This is a genomic window from Kitasatospora sp. NPDC087315 (genome assembly GCF_044744345.1).
Lineage (GTDB): Bacteria > Actinomycetota > Actinomycetes > Streptomycetales > Streptomycetaceae > Kitasatospora.
The window spans coordinates 1-19,658 of sequence record NZ_JBIUYD010000040.1; the positions used below are offsets into that span (position 1 = coordinate 1).

At 73.6% G+C, this 19,658-nt stretch carries 17 protein-coding genes and 1 pseudogene; 7 read left to right on the top strand and 11 right to left on the bottom strand.

Features of this window, described 5'->3' with window-relative positions:
- Positions 1–658 precede the first annotated feature (658 nt).
- On the top strand, positions 659–1,153 hold the full coding sequence (locus ACIO5D_RS36235) for a universal stress protein (protein ID WP_363612838.1): 495 nt from the start codon (positions 659–661) through the stop codon (positions 1,151–1,153).
- 176 nt (positions 1,154–1,329) lie between these two features.
- Here the strand turns inward: ACIO5D_RS36235 and ACIO5D_RS36240 are convergent, their stop codons facing one another.
- The 7 genes from ACIO5D_RS36240 to ACIO5D_RS36270 all read right to left on the bottom strand — a co-directional run bounded on the left by ACIO5D_RS36240 (position 1,330) and on the right by ACIO5D_RS36270 (position 7,098).
- Positions 1,330–1,710: a universal stress protein gene (locus tag ACIO5D_RS36240; protein WP_400800421.1), complete on the bottom strand. Its 381-nt coding sequence runs from the start codon at positions 1,708–1,710 to the stop codon at positions 1,330–1,332.
- Between the two features lie 163 nt (positions 1,711–1,873).
- Positions 1,874–3,808 carry an ATP-dependent zinc metalloprotease FtsH gene (gene ftsH, locus ACIO5D_RS36245; RefSeq protein WP_400800423.1) on the bottom strand — a complete coding sequence of 645 codons (1,935 nt, stop codon included), beginning with the start codon at positions 3,806–3,808 and terminating at the stop codon, positions 1,874–1,876.
- 295 nt (positions 3,809–4,103) lie between these two features.
- Positions 4,104–4,970: a universal stress protein gene (locus ACIO5D_RS36250; protein ID WP_400651001.1), complete on the bottom strand. Its 867-nt coding sequence runs from the start codon at positions 4,968–4,970 to the stop codon at positions 4,104–4,106.
- A gap of 172 nt (positions 4,971–5,142) precedes the next feature.
- The gene (locus ACIO5D_RS36255) at positions 5,143–5,481 is read right to left on the bottom strand and encodes a cyclic nucleotide-binding/CBS domain-containing protein (protein ID WP_400800425.1); all 339 of its coding nucleotides are present in this window, start codon (positions 5,479–5,481) and stop codon (positions 5,143–5,145) included.
- 2 nt (positions 5,482–5,483) lie between these two features.
- Positions 5,484–5,729: a hypothetical protein gene (locus ACIO5D_RS36260; RefSeq protein ID WP_363612828.1), complete on the bottom strand. Its 246-nt coding sequence runs from the start codon at positions 5,727–5,729 to the stop codon at positions 5,484–5,486.
- Positions 5,730–6,180: 451 nt separating this feature from the next.
- Positions 6,181–6,882 (bottom strand): pyridoxamine 5'-phosphate oxidase family protein, encoded by a 702-nt coding sequence (locus ACIO5D_RS36265; protein WP_400800428.1) that lies wholly within the window; start codon positions 6,880–6,882, stop codon positions 6,181–6,183.
- Between the two features lie 30 nt (positions 6,883–6,912).
- Positions 6,913–7,098, bottom strand: coding sequence for a hypothetical protein (locus ACIO5D_RS36270; protein ID WP_400800430.1), 186 nt, complete (start codon positions 7,096–7,098; stop codon positions 6,913–6,915).
- A 215-nt stretch (positions 7,099–7,313) separates the two neighbouring features.
- Here ACIO5D_RS36270 and ACIO5D_RS36275 point away from each other — a divergent pair, with 215 nt between their 5' ends.
- Positions 7,314–9,023, top strand: coding sequence for a GAF domain-containing protein (locus tag ACIO5D_RS36275; protein WP_400800433.1), 1,710 nt, complete (start codon positions 7,314–7,316; stop codon positions 9,021–9,023).
- Here the strand turns inward: ACIO5D_RS36275 and ACIO5D_RS36280 are convergent.
- Both ACIO5D_RS36280 and ACIO5D_RS36285 read right to left on the bottom strand, forming a co-directional pair.
- Entirely contained in the window at positions 9,020–10,003 is a 984-nt protein-coding gene (locus tag ACIO5D_RS36280; RefSeq protein WP_400800436.1) for an Acg family FMN-binding oxidoreductase, read from the bottom strand. The genes ACIO5D_RS36275 and ACIO5D_RS36280 overlap by 4 nt on opposite strands.
- Positions 10,004–10,149: 146 nt before the next feature.
- Positions 10,150–10,851, bottom strand: a complete 702-nt coding sequence (locus tag ACIO5D_RS36285; RefSeq protein ID WP_363612818.1) for a response regulator transcription factor — start codon at positions 10,849–10,851, stop codon at positions 10,150–10,152.
- 204 nt (positions 10,852–11,055) lie between these two features.
- Here ACIO5D_RS36285 and ACIO5D_RS36290 point away from each other — a divergent pair, with 204 nt between their 5' ends.
- The 4 genes from ACIO5D_RS36290 (at position 11,056) to ACIO5D_RS36305 (ending at position 15,346) form a co-directional block, all read left to right on the top strand.
- Entirely contained in the window at positions 11,056–13,479 is a 2,424-nt protein-coding gene (locus ACIO5D_RS36290) for a glycoside hydrolase family 65 protein (protein ID WP_400651046.1), read from the top strand.
- A gap of 63 nt (positions 13,480–13,542) precedes the next feature.
- Positions 13,543–14,013 carry a hypothetical protein gene (locus tag ACIO5D_RS36295; protein ID WP_400800440.1) on the top strand — a complete coding sequence of 157 codons (471 nt, stop codon included), beginning with the start codon at positions 13,543–13,545 and terminating at the stop codon, positions 14,011–14,013.
- A complete protein-coding gene (locus ACIO5D_RS36300; RefSeq protein WP_400800443.1) occupies positions 14,010–14,870 on the top strand; it encodes a universal stress protein in 861 nt (286 codons plus the stop codon). Before ACIO5D_RS36295 ends, ACIO5D_RS36300 begins: the two co-directional genes overlap by 4 nt.
- A 194-nt stretch (positions 14,871–15,064) precedes the next feature.
- Positions 15,065–15,346 (top strand): dsRBD fold-containing protein, encoded by a 282-nt coding sequence (locus ACIO5D_RS36305; protein WP_363612810.1) that lies wholly within the window; start codon positions 15,065–15,067, stop codon positions 15,344–15,346.
- A gap of 209 nt (positions 15,347–15,555) precedes the next feature.
- Here the strand turns inward: ACIO5D_RS36305 and ACIO5D_RS36310 are convergent, their stop codons facing one another.
- Together ACIO5D_RS36310 and ACIO5D_RS36315 are read right to left on the bottom strand one after the other, a co-directional pair.
- A complete protein-coding gene (locus ACIO5D_RS36310) occupies positions 15,556–16,239 on the bottom strand; it encodes an HPP family protein (protein ID WP_400800446.1) in 684 nt (227 codons plus the stop codon).
- A gap of 5 nt (positions 16,240–16,244) precedes the next feature.
- A pseudogene (locus tag ACIO5D_RS36315) lies at positions 16,245–18,968 on the bottom strand (GNAT family N-acetyltransferase).
- 327 nt (positions 18,969–19,295) lie between these two features.
- Here ACIO5D_RS36315 and ACIO5D_RS36320 point away from each other — a divergent pair.
- Positions 19,296–19,541, top strand: coding sequence for a DUF1918 domain-containing protein (locus ACIO5D_RS36320; protein ID WP_363612808.1), 246 nt, complete (start codon positions 19,296–19,298; stop codon positions 19,539–19,541).
- Positions 19,542–19,658: the final 117 nt, after the last annotated feature.

Below are 19,658 nucleotides of genomic sequence, written 5' to 3' on the forward strand. Positions count from 1 at the left end.
GTGCGGTCAAGAGGGTGTTCAGGTCGGTCGTCACAAACTGATCTTGGACACCCTCTGCCCTTTGGCGGGCCAGAACTTCGGATCTACTCGTCTAGAAAACCGCTCCCCCGATCCGACGGCCTCTCGAAGTCGAACTGACCCCCAGGGGGCCGACATGGCCGCGACGGCGACCTCCCGGGCCAACGGCGGCGGGCTCTTCCACCGTCAAGGAAGAGCGCGGCGCTCAGGCACTGATCCTGAACGCCGCGCCCAAGTCCTCGTGCTCCCAGGCCCTCGTGCTCCCAGGCCCTCGTACACGGGTCGGCCACCGACGGAGGCGTCCAGTGCACGACCACGAACGCACGGGCTCGATGTTCCCCCCCGGGTTCACCGCGCTTGTGCTACGTCTGTCAAGGTGCCCGGATCAAGGTGCCCGGATCCGGGCAGGCGCCGGGCAAGAGCCTCAAGGGCACGCGCGAACGACGGCGCCCTCGGAGCCGTCCCGATGCCGCTGATCCGACGGAGCGCGAGCTCACGACGGGGACGGACGTGCCACGGCGAGACAGGCGGAGGACCATGGAGGACAGCGGACAGGTCGGCGACCGCGCCCTCCCTCGGACCTACCGGAGTCGCGGAGTCCGCCGGCCCGCTCACCGGCCGCACACCGTCGGAGGTCACCATGGGCAACGTTTCCACTCACGGTTCCGCCGGCCCGGTAGTGGTCGGTACGGACGGCTCGGAGCCCGCCCGTCGCGCCGTGCTCTTCGCCCTCCGCGAGGCACAGGTGCGCGGCGTCACCGTGCGGGCCGTCTGCGCCTACGGCTCCAGCCACACCGGGCGGTCGGATCTGGGCGGGGCTGCCTGGCCCCGCACGAGCGGCGAGTTTCCGACACACCTGCACGACATCGTCGCGCGCGAGGTGACGGACTCGGTCGACGAGCTACGCCGACAGGTCGGCGAGCCGTTCGTCGAGGTCGAGGTCCACTGCGAGCGCGGCCGGCCCACGCAGGTCCTGCTGCACGCGAGCCGGGACGCGAGCCTGCTCGTGGTGGGCACCCGGGGCGCCGGCATCTGGGGTCGCCTCGCGCTCGGCTCGACCAGCACCGAGGTCATCCACCACGCCCACGTTCCCGTCGTCGTCGTGCCGCCCGCGCCCGAGGCCTCGGCTGCGTGAATCGGCGCACCACGCCACCCGCGGACCGCCCGGACCCGGGAAAGGCCGTCCGATCGGCACCGCCGGCCGCGGCGGCCTGTGGACCAGGGACGCCGGTCAACCGGTTGACCGGCAGATCCGGCAACCGCGGCGCGGATGCCGGTCCGGTCGAACGACCGGCAGAACCCGGCGTCAGGTCAGCTGAACGGCACGACCGCGACGGGGCAGAGCGCATGGTGGATCGCCGCATGTGCGACCGCACCCAGGTGCGGTCCGACGGGCACGCGCCGGACGTGGCGGCCGACCACCAGGAGCCCGGCCCGCGACGCCGACTCCACCAGAGCGACCTCCGGACTGCCGGACACCAAAGCTGTCGCGACCTCCACGTTCGGACAGCGCTCGCGCCAGGGTGCCGGTATCTGCGCGAGGGCCCGCTCCTCGGCAGCCGCCAAGTCCTTCTCCTGGCCGCCGCCGCTTCCGAAGGACAGGTGTGCCCTGCCACCCGGCGGGCTCCAGGCATGGACCACCCGCAGTGGCACCGAACACACCGAGGCCTCCTCGAAGGCGAAGGCGAGCACCTCGTCGTACGGCTGCCGAGGGTCCCTCGTGGGCCGCCCGAGGGGAGTCTCGCGGAATCCGGGGCTCGGGCAGCGGGCGCCGCTCCCTCATGGTGGTCCTGCGTGCGGACCGAGTACTGCGGGCGTTGCTCCGTCGACGCTCCGCCCGTCACCGCTCCGCCCGTCACCTCCGACCTTCCTGCGGCCGGCGGGGCTGCGCCGGCCGTGGGTTCCCGTTCACGATGCCGAGAACGACCTTGCCGTCCACGGTCTCCTGCTCCACCAGCAGCCCGGCCAGCTCCTCCAGCTCGCGGCGGTGACCGCGCAGCAGCCCGACCGCCCGTGCCTCGGCCTCCCGGAGCAGCCGGGCCACCTCCTGGTCGACCGTGCGCTGGGTCTGCTCCGAGTAGGGCCGGCGCAGCAGGTCCTCCGGGCTCTCGCCGAGGTGCTGCGGGGTGGTGATGGCGTATCCCACCGGCCCGAGTTCGCTGGACAGGCCGAACTCGCGGACCATCCGGGTGGCGAGCGCGGTGGCGTTGGCCAGATCGTTCGCCGCGCCGGTCGATCCCTCCCCGAAGACCACCAGTTCCGCGGCCCGGCCGCCGAGCTTGACGGTGAGCAGGTCGGTCAGGTAGCTCTCGCTGTACAGGTGCCGCTCCGCCTCGGGCAGCTGCTCGGTGGCACCGAGGGTGACGCCGGCGGGCAGGATGGTCACCTTGGCGACCGGGTCCGCGTGTGCGCACAACGCGGCCATCAGGGCGTGCCCGGACTCGTGGACGGCGACCGAGCGGCGTTCCTCCGGGAGCAGCGCGTTGGAGGACTCGCGGCGGCCGAGGAGCACCCGGTCGCGGGCGGTGTCGAGGTCCTGCGCGCTGATGGTGGCGCGCTCGGCGCGTACCGCGTTGATGGCGGCCTCGTTCACCAGGTTGGCCAGGTCGGCGCCGGAGAAACCGGGGGTGCCGCGGGCGACGCGGTCGAGGTCGACATCGGGGGCCAGCGTCTTGCCGTGGACGTGGACCGCGAGGATCGCGGCCCGCTCGGCCTGGCTGGGCAGCGGCACGGTGACCTGGCGGTCGAACCGGCCGGGCCGCAGCAGCGCCGGGTCGAGCGCGTCCGGGCGATTGGTGGCGGCCAGGACGACGATGCCGGTGCCCTGGTCGAAGCCGTCCATCTCGGCGAGCAGCTGGTTGAGGGTCTGCTCCCGTTCGTCGTTGCCGCCCAGCCTGCTACCGCCGCCGCGCCGACCGCCGACCGCGTCGATCTCGTCGATGAAGATGATCGACGGGGCTCGCTTGCGGGCATCGTCGAACAGGTCCCGGACCCGGGAGGCCCCGACGCCGACGAACATCTCGACGAAAGCCGAGCCGGTCACCGAGAGGAAGGGGACCTCGGCCTCTCCGGCGACCGCGCGGGCGAGCAGGGTCTTGCCGGTGCCGGGCGGGCCGACCATGATCACGCCACGGGGTCCCTTGGCCCCGGCTGCGGCGTACCGCTCGGGGCTGCGCAGGAAGTCCACGACCTCGCTGACCTCCTGCTTGACGCCCTCGTAGCCCGCGACATCGATGAACCGGGTACTCGGCCGTTCCGCCTCGATGATCTTCGCCCGTGACCGCCCGATCGCGCTCAGACCACCGGTCATCGTCCTTGAGACCGCACGCCCCGACCAGAGGAAGAGCGCGGCGATGACGATCAACGGCAGGAAGACGAACAGGGTCGACAGGATCGAGCCGCCGCCGCTCTGGGTCGCGGTGATCGCGACGTGCTGGGTCTGCAGCTGTCTGGTGAGCTGACTGTTGTCCAGTGCGGTCGGGATCTGGGTGGTGAACCTCGTCCCGTCCTTCAGCGTGCCGGTGATCGCGCCCTTGTCGGTGATGTCGACCGTCTTGACCTGGCCCGCGTCCACCCTGCCCGCGAAGTCGCTGTAGGCGTAACGGGGTTCTGTTCCGGGACGGCTGTGCGTCAGCAGGAGGGCCAGCACCGTGACGGCGAGGACGGCCGGCAGCAGCCATCGCCGCCAGCCCGGCGACTGCGGCGCCGATGTCGGCGGCCCAGGCTTCGACGGCCGCCGCACAGGCCCGGGTCCGGACTTTCCGGCCGCGTGCAGAACGGGAACCAGCATGCGTGCGATCATCCGATGCATTCGAGCCTCCCGTCCCATGGTCCGTCGGCGGCGCGGGCGACGGGCGGAGCCGGTCGGCCCACCGGCCCGGGACATCCGGTCACCGTTGCCGGGTCCGTACGCCGACCCGGCACGGGAGGACGATCCTGCGGGTGCAAGCGCGGGTCGGCCGCCGGAGCGACCTCTCGGCCGGCGCCCCGGGCAGGGCTGGACGGTGGAACGTCCCACCACCCGGAGCCCTCGGGTGGACGTCAGCGGGCGATCGGGTCGCCCTGAACCTGTCGCAGACGCTCCGTCACTCCCGCACCTTGTGGGGGCGGGGGCGCACGACAGCCACGGGGCAGATGCCGTAGTGCAGGAGAGCGTGGCTGACGGATCCGAGAGCAAGACCGTGGAAGCCGCCCCGGCCACGCGAGCCGACGACCGCGAGATCGGCCCGGTCGGAGGCACGGACCAGCAGTGGCGCGGCTCCTCCGCGGACCACGTCACGCTCGACCTCGACATCGGGGAACCGCTGGACGAGGTCGCCGAGCTGTTCGTCCACTTCGCTCCGCTGCCGGGCCTCCTCCTCGTCCGGGTCGACCTCGGCCCCGTCGGTGCCGGCCGGATTCGGCATGCTCCACGCCCGCAACACCTGGAGACGCGCCCCACGCAGCGACGCCTCCTCGAATCCGAACTCCAGGGCGCTGTCGGAATGCGGGGAACCGTCGGTGCCGACAACCACTCTGCGATGGCCCGTGGTGATCTGCCCGACCACCACCACCGGGCCCGCCGCGTGCCCGGCGACCTGCAGACCGACCGAACCGACCAGCAGGTTCCAGAAACCGCCCTCCCCCCGGGCGCCGAGCACCACACTGTGCGCCTGCTCGGACATCGCGCGGAGGATCTCGGCGGGGGAACCGGGGAACTGGGCCGACCCCACCTCCAGACCGGGATGGCTCTCCTTGATGATCGCCTCCGCCTCCTTCAGGATGCCCGCACCCCGTCGGCTGAGGCCCTGCGAGCGTCCGGGCGGGAAGAACGGGGCGTCGAACTCCCAGCCGGGCAGCACATGCACGATGTGCAACGGACAGCCGTGCAGTACCGCCTCGTTTCCCGCCCACACGAGGGCGCGCAGGCTCCGTCCGGAACCGTCCACTCCCACAATCACCGGATCATTCATCGCTCCTCCTGCCAGATCGTCGCGGCGAAACGTCGTAGTGCCCGGTTTTCCTGAGCCGACGGGCCCACGTCGCCGGTCCGGGGCCGCTCATGCCAACGGCTCCTACCATCCAGACTCGCGTGCCCCGTGCCTGCCCGCCATCGGTCGGGGCGACGTGCTCCGAGTGGTCCGGTCAGCCACAGAAGCCGACCGGGCGGTGTCCGTCGAGTACCGGCAGACGCCTGACCCCGGCACGGCGGAAGACCCGGTAGGCGGCTTCCAGATCGTCGGTCGCGTCGACCGTGACGGCAGGTGCGGACATGAACTCCGACACCGGCGTCTCCGGGTCGGTGCCCGTGGACAGTACCCGGACGGCCAGGCCCCGGTCGGTGACGACGCCGTGCAAGGTGTCGTCACCGGCGACCAGCACGCAGCCGACCGCCTCGGTCTCCACCCGGCGCGCTGCCTGTCGTGCGGTCGCCCGTGGTGGCACCGTGACCGGCGGGGTGATCATCACGTCGGCGATCCGCATCGCTACCGCTCCGGGGCGATCGACACGGCCGCGGCCTGCCGCACCAGCAGCGACGCCAGGTCCCCGGCCTCGCCGGGGGTCAACAGGATCCAGACCGCGTCACGGTCGTACGGCTCACAGGCGGTTTCCAGGACGATGCGGCCCTGGTCCAACGGCAGGACTTCCGGGGCGTACCGGGAGATCGCGATCGTACGGCCGCTCCGGGTGTGCATCAGGCTCTGCTCGAAGGGGACCTCGGTCTGCGGCATGGTGCGCCTCCCTCGGAATGCTTCTCGCCTCCCAGGGAAGCGCCGCGCCCGGCGTTGCGGCCAGGGCTGGCCGGTACCGGGCGGGTGGGCCGGTCGGCCCTGGCGGGTCGGGTATCTCCGTCGAACTCGCCCGGGTGCTGGGCCGCCTCCCCCGGCGGCTCGTCGTCTACGCCGTCGAAGGAGCCGACGGCAGTTTGGGCACCGGTCTGTCGGCACCGGTCGCGGCCGTCGTGGCACCGCTGGCCGAACGGATCGCGGCGGAGATCGCGCTGTGCCGGGTGCCCCCCCTCGACGGCGCGGGACGGCGCTGTCCGTCCCTGAGGCCTGGGCGAACCGGCGCCCGGGGCGGGCGTCGGCCGTAACCGGAGAGCCGTCCCCGATCGCCCGTCCCCGGGCGGCCGTTCCCGCCCTGGTGGTCGCCACGTCTCCCCGGACGTTTCGAATCAGCGCGTCAGAAGTCGCCCGCCAGGGTCGGCGACCTGCCGCTGCCGACCCGGCGGCCGGTGATCTTCTCCGTGCGGACGCGTACCCAGAGCGGTCGGTCGCCGCCGGCCCACGGCGTGGTGCCGGGCAGCCGCTGCAGGTGACGGACGGTGTCGGGGTCGTCGACGTGCTCGGCTCTGCCGAGGATGAGGACGCTCCAGCCCTGGCTCAGGTGATCGTCGATCCGGTCGACCTGGAACGCTACCGAGGCTCCGTCGTCCGGCGCCGCGGCGCCTTGTGCGGCTGTCCGGTAGACGATCGTCGCGGCGTCCACGGTGTAGTTGACCGGGAAGACCGCGGGGCCCGGTTCGACGGGCAGGGCGATCCGGCCCACACCATGGGTACCGACCCTGTCCCAGCACTCGGCGGTGGTGAGGTGGACCAGCAGCGGACGCGGCCCGGCGTCCGGCTGTCCCGGCGGGGCGTCGGCGCGCCCCTCGACCAGTTCCTGGTAGGTGAGCCGCAGGGCGGCGGCGATCCGCAGGAAGCCACCCGGGTCGAAGTCCGGTCCGGTCTCCAGAAGGTACTTGAGGTAGCGCGGCGCCATGGCCGCCTGGTTCGCCAGCACCTCATCGGTCAGGCCGAGTTGGGAACAGCGATCGGCGACCCTGCGCGCGACGGCTGCGGGATCGACGCGGCGGACGGCTTCGTTGTGGAGGTTCTGGTTCACCGTGTGCTCCTTGGCTCGCCGGTGTCGGGTTCACGTCCGGAAGAGCGCGACCTTGAGGGCGCCGTCGGTGTCCGCGTCGGCGAAGATGTCGTAGGCGCGGGTGCACAGCTCGAAGGATGCGGGGACGCCGACCGCCTCGATGGGGTCGCGCACCACGGGGTCGGGGACGTCGCCCCAGGTCCGACGGCCCGGTCCGTGGTAGGTCAGCGCCTTCATGGCCTGGTCACTCCTGTCGCACCTTGCCGGAGCGCGACGGCTGCGGTGCCGTCCCGTCCTCCCCTCCAGCGTTCCTCGGGCGACGGGTGATCGCCATGGGCCGGGCGGGGCCGGCGCCTGGGGCCGATGGGCCCTGGTGGCCCAGCGGGACACGACGCGCCCGGGCCGCCGCGTCTAGTCTGGGCAGTGGCACCCGGCGAGTCTCGGAGGAACCGGTGGGCAGCGAAGCGGAGAGTTCGACTCCTCTGCCGCACCTGCGTCTGGACGACCTGCTGGACGAGCTCCAGACCAGGCTGAACGCCGCGCGCGGCACCCGGGACCGGGTGCACAGCCTGCTGGAGGCGGTCCTGGCGGTGGGCCGGGAGCTGGAACTGACCCAGGCGCTGCAGCACATCGTCGAGGCGGCGGTCACCCTGGTGGACGCCGGGTACGGCGCACTCGGGGTGATCGGTGAGGACCAGCGGCTCTCCCAGTTCATCCCGGTCGGTATGACCGACCAACAGGTGAAGCGGATCGGAGCGCTGCCGTCCGGTCACGGGGTCCTGGGCGAGCTGATCCGCAACCCGGTGCCACTGCGGCTCGGCCGGATCTCGGACCATCCGTCGTCCTACGGGTTCCCGGCCGACCATCCGCCGATGCGGAGCTTCCTCGGGGTGCCGATCCGGGTCAGGGACAAGGTGTTCGGCAACCTCTACCTGACCGAGAAGCGGGGCGGCGGCGAGTTCGACGCCGAGGACGAGTCGGTGCTCGCCACTCTGGCCGTGGCCGCCGGGGTCGCGATCGACAACGCCCGTCTGTACACGCAGACCAGGCTGCGCGAGCGCTGGCTGACGGCCAACGCGGAGATCACCAGCAGTCTGCTGTCCGGAAGTTCCGAGCAGCAGGTGCTCGACCTGCTGCTCGCCCGGGCGGCCGGGATCGCCGGCGCCGACCTCGCGGTGGTCGCGCTGCCACTGCCCGGCTCCGACGACCTGAAGGTGCGGACCGCCGTCGGACTCGGGGAACAGCAGCACCGCGACCTGGTCCTCCCGCTGGACGGCTCCTTCGTCGGCGCCGCCGCCCGGACCGGCGGGCTCGTGGTGAGCTGCGATGTACGGAACGACCCGAGGATCACCGTCGGTCCGCCGCGTTGGGAGGGCTTGGGACCCGCCGTCGCGGTACCGATCGGCATTGCGGGGCACGGGGTGCGCGGGGTGCTGATGCTGGCCCGCGCGACAGGATCGCCCGTGTTCGGTGAGGACGAGTCCGGGCCGTTGCTGGGCTTCGCGGGCCAGGCTGCGGTGGCCATGGAGCTGGGTGAGCGGCGTCGGGACTCCGAACAGGTCGGGCTGCTCCAGGAGCGCGACAGGATCGCCCGCGACCTGCACGACCTTGCCATCCAGCGGCTGTTCGCCACCGGGATGACCCTCCAGGGTGCCGTCCGCTTCATCGACCACCCGGAGGCCGCCGACCGGGTCCTGCGGGCGATCGACGACCTCGACGAGACCGCGAAGACCATCCGGGCCACCATCTTCGGCCTGCGCGCCCGCGAAGCCGGCCCCGCGTCGAAGGGGCTTCGTTCCCAGGTGGTCCAGGTGGTCGAGCGTGCGGCGCGGACTCTCGGCTTCGCGCCGGGTCTGCGGATGGCCGGTCTGCTCGATGTCACGGTGCCACCGCTGATCGCGGAGGGCACGGTCGCCGTGCTGGAGGAGGCGCTGTCCAACGCCGCCCGGCATGCCGCCGCGAGCGCGGTCGACGTGTCGCTGACGGCAGGATCCGACCTGACACTCACCGTCACGGACAACGGCTTGGGCCTCCCCGAGGACGGTCGACGCAGCGGGCTGGCCAATCTGGCCGAACGGGCCGTCGAGCTCGGCGGCACGTTCAGCGCCCGGGCACGGCCCGGCGGCGGCACCGAACTGGCCTGGCGCGTCCCGCTGCCCTAGGTTTCCCGGTCCAGGACATCGGCGGCCGCCAGGCGGGGCGTGGGCGCGCCCTCGGGGCCGTAGCCGAGCCGGACCAGCATCTGCACGTGCCCCGGCCGCTGGTGCGGCTCCCTGGTGGTCCAGCGCAGGTGCGGCCACTCCATCGCCTGGTGCAGGAGCGAGGCCCGGACACCGTGCACGGTGGCGGTCAGCAGGACGTGCTCCAGGGCGAGCCCGGTGCGCAGCCAGTCCTCGGGGCGGTCGTGCTCGGTGGTGAGCACCGCGATGCGCGGCTCGCGTTCGAACGACGCGAACGGTTGGTGCTCGGTGGGACGGATGGCGGAGAAGTCCCGCATCGGCAGCCGGCCGGCCCGGTCCTGCGGGCCCAGCGCGTGGACCGGGATTCCGTACGCCGGCTGGTCCCCGCTCCGGATCCAGCTGCGGCTCTCGGCCCGCTGCGCGGGGTCGGTGGTGCTGCGGCGCTCGGCCTCGGTGGTGATCTCCAGCAGCCGGGCCGTCTCCTGCCGGTCGGGCAGCTGGAGCGTGGCCCCCTCCACCCGCGCGGCCGCCACCAACTGGTCCAGGACGTCCGCCGGGACGGGCCGTCCGGTGAACGGGGTACGGATGGAGTGGCGGTGCCAGATCGCGTCGTACAGCTCCTCGGTGCCGGGGAGCCGCACGGGGGACGCCTCGTCCAGCCGGACGCCGGCGAACAGGTCCGGTTCGGCGGGGTCGGGCAGCAGGCGCACCACGGGTGCCCAGCCGAGGTGGCGGGCGGCGACCCGCAGATTGAGTACCGCCGCGCCGACGGAGATGTGCATCGCCCGCCCCTGGGGGTCCGCGGCCGGCACGGCACGCTCCCGCACGGCGCGCACCTCCAGGATCGAGGTTTCGGGCTGGAGCCGGAAGTGCCAGGGCTGGCTGTTGTGGATCGAGGGGGCGGCGACCGCGGCGGAGACCAGTTTCTCCAGGGCGGTGGCGTCGAGGGCGAGCGTGGACATGGCGGTCTCCCGGGGTGTGCCGTCAGCAGGAGGGCGGTCCGCCGCCGGGGCACGGTGTCCCCCGGCGGTTGCCTCATCCCCACCGTGCTGCCCGGACCCGGCTCCGCGCTTGGGCCGACCGGCTCTGTCGGCGGGGCCGGTCGGCCTCAGCGCGAACGGTCGGACCGGTGTTCCGGGTCGGCGTGGGCCGCGAGCACGGCCGCCTGGAGACGCCGTTCCACGCCCAGCTTGGCGAGCAGCCGCGAGACGTGGTTCTTGACGGTCTTCTCGGCCAGGTAGAGCTCCTGGCCGATCTGCCGATTGGTCTTGCCCTCCCCCACCAGGGCGAGGATCTCCCGCTCACGCGGGGTCAGCTGGGACAGGACCGTCCCGGTGTCGGTCTCCTCGTGGTGGCGCAGACTCTCCATGAGCTTGCGCGTGGTCGCCGGATCGAGCATGGACTGACCGGAGGCCACCGTCCGCACCGCGCCCACGAGGTCGGCGCCCTTGACCTGCTTCAGCACATAGCCTGCGGCACCCGCCATGATCGCGTCCAGCAGGGCGTCGTCGTCGTCGAAGGACGTCAGCATCAGGCAGACCAGATCCGGCATCCGGTCGCGCAGCTCCCGGCAGACGGTGACCCCGTCACCGTCCGGCAGACGGACGTCGAGGACGGCGACCTGCGGCCGCAGCGCCGGGATACGGGCGAGCGCCTGCGCGCAGCTGCCCGCCTCACCGACGACCTCGATGTCGGTTTCCGCTTCCAGCAGATCGCGCACCCCACGCCGGACCACCTCGTGGTCGTCCAGCAGGAACACCCGCACGGGCCCCGCGGACTCGGCGGGTTGCACGGGCTCGGTCACGTCCATCGCCGGCTCCCCGGGTGTTGGTGTCCTCTCCCCACCGATTCTGCGCGCCGGACCACCGCAGCGCACCGGAGGAGAAGGACCGGCCGTCCGGCTCCGCCCCGACCGGGTACCGGAAACGGTGGACGAGCGGCTCGGCTCGGCCGGGGAGCGGCCCGACGGCCCGTTGCGCAGACTGGAAGGACGCCGACAGCACGGAGGCCGCGCGTGGAACCGGACACCGCCACGACGACGGCGGCCAACGCCGCGATGCCCGATCCGTGGACCCTGTGCTACCAGGGCTTCGACCCGGCCGAGGAGGGGCTGCGGGAGGTCCTCTGCGCGGTCGGCAACGGCTACCTCGTCAGCCGGGGCGCCGCACCCGAGTCGGTCGCCGACTGCGTCCACTACCCGGGCACCTACCTGGCCGGCTGCTACGACCGCGCCGCCTCGACGGTCGCGGGCCGGGTGGTCACCAACGAGGACCTGATCAACACCCCGAACTGGCTGCCCCTGACCTTCCGCCCCGTCGGCGGCACGTGGTTCACCGGCCCGCCCGCCGAGCAGGCCCTGGAGCTCGACCTCCGGCGCGGTGTCCTGACCCGGACCGCCCTGGTGGTGGACTCCGGCGGGCGCCGGACCCGGCTTGTCCAGCGGCGGATCGCCAGCCAGGCGCAACCGCACCTGCTCGTCCTGCAGTGCACGCTGACGGCGGAGAACTGGTCCGGTCCGGTGGAGATCCGCTCGGAGCTGGACGGCACCGTCACCAACACCGGAGTCGCGCGCTACCGCGGCCTGGCCGACCGCCACCTCCTCCCCGTCGGCCAGGGCGTGGACGAGGACGGTCTGCTCTGGCTGGAGGTCGCCGCCATCGGGTCGCCGCTGCACATCGCGCTCGCGGCCCGCACCCGCCTGCACCACGCGGGCGGCGCGCCCGTCCCGGCCCACCGCACCGAGGAGTTCCGGGACGGCCGGGCGGCCCAGACCCTCGCGGTGGAGATCCGGCGGAACCGCCCGGTGACGATCGAGAAGACCGTCGCGGTCCACACCTCCCGCGACCCGGCGATCGAGGCGCCCCTGCCCGCCTCCCGGCTCCTGGCCGCGCAGGCCGCCGCCTTCGACCGGCTGCTGACCGAACACTCCGTGCGCTGGGCGGAGTTGTGGGGCCGCTGCCGGATCGAGGCGGACTTCGACGGCGCCGGCCCGCTGCACCTGAACCTGTTCCACCTGCTCCAGACGTACTCCGAGCACTCCGCCGACCTCGACGTCGGCATCCCGGCCCGCGGGCTGCACGGCGAGGCGTACCGGGGCCACGTCTTCTGGGACGAACTGTTCGTCCTCCAACTGCTCAACCCGCGCTTCCCCGAACTCGCCCGGGCCGTCCTGCGTTATCGCCACCGGCGGCTGGGCGCCGCCCGGCAGAGCGCCCGCGAAGCAGGACTGCGCGGCGCCATGTACCCGTGGCAGAGCGCGAGCGACGGCCGCGAGGAGTCCCAGCGGCTGCACCTGAACCCGCTCTCCGGCCGCTGGCTGCCCGACCGCAGCCACCTCCAGCGGCACGTCGGCTCGGCGGTCGCCTACAACGTCTGGCAGTACTACCAGGCCACCGGTGACATGGACTTCCTCTCCGAGGCCGGAGCCGAGATGCTGTTGGAGATCGCCCGGTTCTGGTGCTCGACCGCCACCTACGACCCCCGGCGGAAACGCTATTCGATCCGCGGTGTGCTCGGCCCGGACGAGTACCACGACGCCTACCCGTGGGCGGCCGGTCCCGGCCTGGACGACAACGCCTACACCAATGTGCTGGCCTCCTGGGTGCTGGCCCGCGCCCTGGACACCGTACGGATCCTCCCGGAGTACCGCCGCGACGAACTGCTGGAACGACTGGCGCTGGACAGCGCCGAGCTCGACCGCTGGCAGGACGTCGGGCGGCGTCTGCACGTCCCCTTCCACGACGGGGTGCTCAGCCAGTTCGACGGTTACCAACGACTCGACGAACTCGACTGGACGGCCTACCGGCACCGCTACCCCGACCTGCGCCGGCTCGACCGGATCCTGGAGGCCGAGGGCGACACCGTCAACCGCTACCGGGTGTCCAAGCAGGCGGACGTGCTGATGCTCTGGTACCTGTTCTCCGCCCGCGAGGTCCGCGACCTGCTCCGGCGGCTCGGCTACCCTGCCGGGCACGAGCTGCTGCGCCGCACCACCGGGTACTACCTGCGGCGTACCGTCCACGGCTCGACGCTCAGCTCCGTGGTGCATGCCTGGGTGCTCACCCGCTCCGACCGCCGCGCCTCCTGGCGGTACTTCCGCGACGCCCTGGTGGCCGACCTCCGGGACGCCCAGGGCGGCACCACCGCCGAGGGCATCCACCTCGGCGCGATGGCCGGCGCGGTCGACCTGCTGCAACGCTGCTACACCGGCCTGGAGATCCGCGAGGACGCACTCTGGCTCGATCCCCGTCTGCCGTCCGCCCTTGGCCGCCTGGAGCTGGAGCTCCGCTACCGCGGCCACTGGGGTGTGGTGATCGCCACCGACCGGCGGGCGGTGACGGTGAGCCTGCGGCAGAGCCGCCAGGAGCCCGTCCAGATCCGGTTCCGGGGAGCGCCGACCATCGTCCGGCCCGGTGAGAGACACACCTTCAGTCTGTGAGCCGGCCGGACCGGAGCAGTCCACCGTACGACGTGCGGTGCGCCGGCGTGGACCAGCCGGTCGATGCCGTACTCGTCCGGTCCGCCACTGGCGGTGATGCCCGGGGCCGAGCAGGTGTATCGCGGGCCGGGGTGCACCGACACGGTCGCACTGCGGGACGATCCCGCGCCCGAGGACACCATCCCGCTGCTGGAGACGGTGATGTCGGGCGGTGAGCGGACCGCCGCACGGCCTCCGCTCGCCCGGGCCCGGGCCGCTTTCGAGACCGACCTGGCCCGGCTCCCCGCCGGTGCACGTCGGATCAACGCTCCGCAGCCGCCGGCCGTGGCCGTCTCCGGCCGTCTGCGCCGGCACACCGGCGACGTCCGGCGGCTGATCGAGAACCGGCTGCGGGCCGGACAACCGGTGCCCCGTGCGGTCCGGCCCTCCCGCATGGGGCCGGACGGCCCTCGCACCGAACGCCCCGGTCTCCCTACCGTGGGAGCAGGGCCGGTCGTCACGGACCGGCCGGCCGATCCGGTGGAGGAGCCATGACATCCGCCAGCGAGCGCCGCCCGGTCGTCCTCGGCGTGGACACCCTCACCCCGGGGAGGATGGTGGTGGCCTGGGCGGCCGACGAGGCCGACCGCCGCAGACTCTCTCTGCGGATGGTCCACGCCCTTCCGCCGGTGTCCGAGGATCCGCATGCCTTCAAGGAGTTGCGGGAGCGCGGCGACCGGGCCCTGGACGATGCCGCGGCCTTCGCCCGCCGACGGCACCCGAACCTGCCGGTGGCCACCGCCGTCAAGGAGGCGGCACCCGCCCCGCTCCTCTGCCGGGAGTCCGCCCACGCCGCACTCGTCGTCCTCGGCTCGCGCCGGCTGAACCGGCTGGAGGAGGTGCTGAGCACGTCCTCGGTGACCGTCCCGGTGAGCGCCCAGGCCCACTGCCCGGTGGTGGTCGTCCGCGAACCCGAGCACGTCACCCAGGAGCCGCCGTACGTGGTGGTCGGTGTGGACGGCAGCCCGTCGTCCGGGGCGGCCGTGGACTTCGCCTTCGACCTCGCCGAACGGCGGCAGGCCGCGCTGCGCGCCGTCTGGGTCTGGCAGTCGCACCTGGACGGCCACGTCGACGAGGGCGCGACCGTCCAGACCCTGCGGCGGCGGCTGGGCGAGACCACGGCCGGACGCCGGGCCGTCCACCCCGATGTCACGCTCACGCACGAGGTGATCCGCGGCCACCCCGTCGAGGAACTCGCCAAAGCCTCCGAGCACGCGCTCGCCGTCGTGGTGGGGCGTCGTGGGCGTGGCGGGTTCACCGGCATGCGGCTCGGGTCCGTCCCGCACGGCCTGCTGCACCGCGCCCACTGCCCGGTCGTCACGGTGCCCTCCGCCCCGGGCGGCGGACGCTGACCACCGGCGTCGCGGTCCCGGCCGGTCCGTCCGCCGCCGGGCCCGCTCCCCTCGCGGACTCGCGGCCCGTGGTCCCACGATGGAGGTACCGGACACGCCTCGCCCCCGTCCCGGCGGGCCGCGCGGACACACCGGCGGCACCGGTCCCCGTGGACGGGCCCGCGTGGCCCGCCCCCGAACGAACGGACGCGAACATGAACGAGGGCACCGCACCCCAGCCGGCCCGCACCAAACGGTGGACCCTTCGCCTGGACCTCTTCGAGGAGGGGGACGTCACCAAGGTGCACGCCGTACTCGACACCGGCGACAACACGCTGGAGAGCCGGACCACGGCCCGTCGCAACCCCCACGACGACCCCGTACCGGAGATCGGCGACGAGTACGCGGCGGGGCGGGCCCTGGTGGACCTCGGACACCAACTGCTCCGCGCCGGTGTCACCGACGCGGCCACGAACGCCCCGTTCCCGCCGTCCTGACCTGTCGGCGCTGCCCCGCCACACGCGCTGCCCGGTGGCGGCCGTCCGGTACGGCTGACGCGCCGGCATTCCGGTACCGGCGGGCCCGGGCCTGCCGTGGCGGGCGCTCCCTGACCGTGCGGGGTGGCGACGCGCCCGCCGCCCCGGGTTCACCGTCGCGGCCGAACTCTTGCCCGGTGGCGGTCGTTCCGCTGTGGGCCGGGGTGCGGTCAGCCGGCCGGTGGCCCGCCGTCGTCGAGGTCCCAGGCGAGGTGGTCGGCGAGGCCGGTGAGTCCCTCGATGCGGGCGATCTGGAGGCAGAGCGCCCCGGCGTCGCCGCGGGTGCGGGTGCGGCCGGCCACCCAGACGCGGCCGCGCTCACAACGGATGTGCAGTGCGCCGGGGACGATGCCAGTACCAGGGGTGAGGGCGAGGGTGAGCGCCTCGGCACGGATCTCCTCGTCGTCGCGGCGCAGGGCGTCGAGCAGGTCGTGCGAGGAGAGCAGGCCGGTGAGGTGGCCGTCGGCGTCCACGACGGGCAGGTGGTGCAGGGACTTGCGGCTCAGCAGGGCGAGCGCCTCGGCGGTGCTCAGGTCCTCGGTGGCGGTGACCGCCGGGGCGGCCATCAGGTCGCGGGCCAGCAGTTCCCGCTGCGGGTCCTCCTCGGCGTAGGCGGCGAGCAGGTCTGAGACGGCGACCACGCCGGTGACCGTACCGTCCGCCGTCACCACGGGCACGATGCCCCGCCGGGAGGCGCTCAGCACGGCGGCGACGGTGGCGAAGTCCGTCCCGGGGGTGACGGCGACCCCGGGGCGGCTCATGCAGTCGCGGACCCGGGTGCGGGCGGCGGGCGGTGCGGGATGGGACGACGGGAAGGTGTCGGCCGCCGTGCCGTCGAGGATGCTGTGCTTCACGGTGTTCACGTCCCTTCGGCGGTCGCCGGGCGCCGCAGCCGCCGCAGGTAGGGGTCGAAGGACGGCCTGCGTTCGAGACGGACCCGGGCGTCCACGCAGACCGCGCCGTCGGGGCGGGCGATGACGGGGTTGAGGTCGGCCTCGACGAGCTCCGGGAAGTCGTCGGCCAGCCGGGACAGCCCGGCGAGCACGGACCGCACGGCGGCGAGATCCACCGGGGGCGCGCCGCCGTTCCCCAACAGCATTGGTGCGCTGCGGAGTTCGGCGACCATGGTGGTCAGGTCGCGTTCGCTGAGCGGGGCCAGCCGGGCCGTCCGGTCGGCCAGGACGTCGGCGGCGGTGCCGCCCAGGCCGAGGACGACGAGTGGGCCGAAGACCTGATCCTGGACCACGCCCGCGAGCAGTTCCACCCCGGGCGCCGCCATCGGCTGGACCACCGCTCCGGCCAGCTCGGGACCGAACTTCCGCGTGAACTCATGGTAGGCGGCGCGCACTTCGGCGTCGGCGGCGAGGCCGGTCCGGACGGCGCCCAGTGCACTCTTGTGTACCTGGCCGGGCCAGTACGCCTTCAGGGCCACCTTCCCCTCGTACCCGAGCCGGCGCAGACCGGTGGCGGCGACGGAGGCCATGTGTTCGTCCCGGGCCCACACCGAGGCGGCCAGCGGCAGCCCGTACGCCTCCAGCAGGTCGGCGGTGGACAGCGGGTCGAGCCAGCCTCCGTCGGGGTGGGCGGTGAGGTAGCCGTCGATCAGGCTGCGGGCGGTACGCCGGTCGCAGTCCGGGGCTTCGGCGGGTGCGGAGGGGGCTTCGGCGAGCCACCGGGCCCGGTCCCGGGCGTGCGCGAGGGCCCGGGCGGCGGCGAGGCTGTCGGAGTAGGCCGGCAGCACGCCGCCGTCGGCGCAGGTCCGGTAGCGGACGGGCACCTGCTGGTCGAGCAGCACGGCGGCGATCGGGACGCGTCGCCGGGCCGGGCCCTCCAGCAGGGCGCGCACCGGTTCGCGCGCGGGGGTGGCGCACAGTGCCGTCGGCACCAGGCACACCAGGATCGCGTCGACGGCCTCCTCTTGCTCCAACGCGCGGAGGAAAAGGGTGAGTTCGGTCGGAAGCACCGCTGCCGTGGTGTCCACCGGGTTACGGACGGAGGCGCCGGGCGGAAGCAGATTCCCGAGTCCCGGAGGGAGTTCCGGCAGCACCAGTCCGGCCTCGGCGCAGGCGTCTGCGGCCAGGATGCCGATGCCGCCCGCGTTGGACACCACCGCGACCGCTCCGCGTGGAGCGGGCAGCGGCTGGGCGTGCAGCAGGGCGGCGGCCTCGACGAGTTCCTCGATGCTCCGGGTGGCGGTGATGCCCGCCTGTCGGAACAGCGCCTCCCGGGTCACGGTCGGGGTGGCGGCGGCCGCGGTGTGCGAGGCCGCGCCCCGGCGGCCGGCCGTCGAGCGTCCGGCGTCGACGGTGAGCACCGGGACGGTCCGGGTCACGCGGCGGGCGGTACGGGCGAAGGCGCGCGGGCTGCCGAAGGACTCCAGGTGGAGCAGCGCGAGGTCGGTCCGGCCGTCCGTCTCCCACCACTAGAGCAGGTCGTTGCCGCTGACGTCGTACTTGTCGCCGAGCGAGACGAAGCTCGACACCCCGATGCCCAGCCAGGCCAGCCGCGACAGCAGCGCGATTCCCACGCCACCGCTCTGCACGGCCACCCCGGCGGTGCCGGGCCGGGGGAAGGCGCCTCCGAACTCGGCGTCCAGCCGGATGGAGCGATCGGTCTGGGCCATGCCCAGGCTGTTCGGCCCGACCAGGCGCATGCTGTGGCAACGGCAGGCGCGCATCAGCCGCCGGGCCTCCTCCGCCGAGAGTCCGGAGGTGAGCACCACCAGCGCCCGGACCCCGGCGGCGCCACACTCCTCGGCCACCCCGGGGACCGCGGCGGCGGGCACGGCCAGCACGGCGAGGTCCGGCACGGCGGGCAGCTCGCCGACGGACGGGTACGCGGGTTCTCCGTCGATCTGCCCGGTGTGCGGGTTCACCGCCCAGAGAGCCCCGACGAATCCGCCCTGCCGGATCTTCGCCAGGACGGTCCGCCCGACCGACCCCTCCCGGCGCGACACCCCGACCACCGCGACCGAGGCCGGGCGCAGCAGCGCCGCGAGGCTGGCCACGTCGGCCCGGCGGCCGCGTTCGTCCACCGCCGAACGGTAGTGCTCGTCGCTCTCGTCCAGCGGTACCCGGATCCTGACCTCACCCTGTGTGTAGCGGCGCTGGACGGGCAGGCCGAGGTCGGCGAAGACTCGATGGACGGCCCGGTTGCCCCACAGGGTGTCGGCCTCGAACCAGCGGATCCCGGCGGCCCGGGCAGCATGCACCAGGTGTTCCAGCAGCAGGGTGGCCACGCCCCGGTGGTGCCAGCGGTCGGCCACCGCGAGGGCCAGCTCGGCCGTCTCCGGCGGGTCGTCCAGCAGCTCGCAGTCCGCCTCGCCCACCAGTTCCTCCCCCGTCCAGGCCCCCAGCGCCAGCAGGCCGGTCACCGGCGGACCGCACAGCCGGTCGGCGGCCTGCCCCGGCGCGTTGCGGCTGACCCCGAGGAACCGCATCCGGCGGCTCTCCTCTGACATCCCGGTGGCGTGCAGATCGAGCACCGCCTGGTGGTCCTGCGGGCCGAGCGGACGGATCCCGACGGTGGTGCCGTCGGCCAGCAGGGCCTCGGCGGTGGTGCGCGGCGGATGGACGGTGGACATGGCACGCCTCCTCGGCCTCGCCGATCGGTCTCCTCCAGCTTCCCCGCCCGCCCTGCGCTACGGGAGGGCCGACCGGCCCCGCCCGGCCGAACGGTGTCCTGGCCCCGTACCGTCCGACCGCGCACCGGCCGAAGGGCGGGCCGGGAGGCCGAGCCGGGCCTGTGGTGACGGCGGTGACGGTGTGTGTTCTCCGGCCCGGAGCCGCGTTCCCAGGGCCGGACGGGCCACCGGCCCGGGACCTTCCGGCCCCTGCCGTGCCCGGCCTCCGGTGGTGTCATGGAGGTACGGGCGGCCGGCCCCGTCCCGTACCGACCGCAGGAGGACGGCATGAAAGCCGCCGTGGGAGACCGCATCATCGTCCAGGGCACCCGGCCGGGCGCCACCAGGAGGGACGGCGAGATCATCGGCCTGCACCACCCGGACGGCAGCCCGCCGTACGACGTGCGCTGGTCCGACAGCGACCGGGTGACGGAGTACTTCCCCGGCCCGGACGCCCGGATCCACCACTTCCGCCACGAGCACGAGGCCCCCGCCGCGCCCGTACCGCTCAACCCGCACCTCTTCGCCGACTGACGGGCCGAGCGACCGGCCCGCGCCGATGAACACGGTCGCCGGACGCCCGACGACCGACGACCGGCTCCGGCGACTCGTCGAGGCCGGGTTGGCTCTCCGTCGCGACCGCGGCGGCCT

Excerpts from the sequence above, each read along its gene's own strand:
- ACIO5D_RS36235 (WP_363612838.1), top strand. The coding sequence starts at position 659 with ATGGGCAACGTTTCCACTCACGGTTCCGCCGGCCCGGTAGTGGTCGGT.
- ftsH (WP_400800423.1), bottom strand. The coding sequence starts at position 3,808 with ATGCTGGTTCCCGTTCTGCACGCGGCCGGAAAGTCCGGACCCGGGCCT.
- ACIO5D_RS36250 (WP_400651001.1), bottom strand. The coding sequence starts at position 4,970 with ATGAATGATCCGGTGATTGTGGGAGTGGACGGTTCCGGACGGAGCCTG.
- ACIO5D_RS36255 (WP_400800425.1), bottom strand. The coding sequence starts at position 5,481 with ATGCGGATCGCCGACGTGATGATCACCCCGCCGGTCACGGTGCCACCA.
- ACIO5D_RS36260 (WP_363612828.1), bottom strand. The coding sequence starts at position 5,729 with ATGCCGCAGACCGAGGTCCCCTTCGAGCAGAGCCTGATGCACACCCGG.
- ACIO5D_RS36270 (WP_400800430.1), bottom strand. The coding sequence starts at position 7,098 with ATGAAGGCGCTGACCTACCACGGACCGGGCCGTCGGACCTGGGGCGAC.
- ACIO5D_RS36280 (WP_400800436.1), bottom strand. The coding sequence starts at position 10,003 with ATGTCCACGCTCGCCCTCGACGCCACCGCCCTGGAGAAACTGGTCTCC.
- ACIO5D_RS36285 (WP_363612818.1), bottom strand. The coding sequence starts at position 10,851 with ATGGACGTGACCGAGCCCGTGCAACCCGCCGAGTCCGCGGGGCCCGTG.
- ACIO5D_RS36295 (WP_400800440.1), top strand. The coding sequence starts at position 13,543 with ATGCCGTACTCGTCCGGTCCGCCACTGGCGGTGATGCCCGGGGCCGAG.
- ACIO5D_RS36300 (WP_400800443.1), top strand. The coding sequence starts at position 14,010 with ATGACATCCGCCAGCGAGCGCCGCCCGGTCGTCCTCGGCGTGGACACC.
- ACIO5D_RS36305 (WP_363612810.1), top strand. The coding sequence starts at position 15,065 with ATGAACGAGGGCACCGCACCCCAGCCGGCCCGCACCAAACGGTGGACC.
- ACIO5D_RS36320 (WP_363612808.1), top strand. The coding sequence starts at position 19,296 with ATGAAAGCCGCCGTGGGAGACCGCATCATCGTCCAGGGCACCCGGCCG.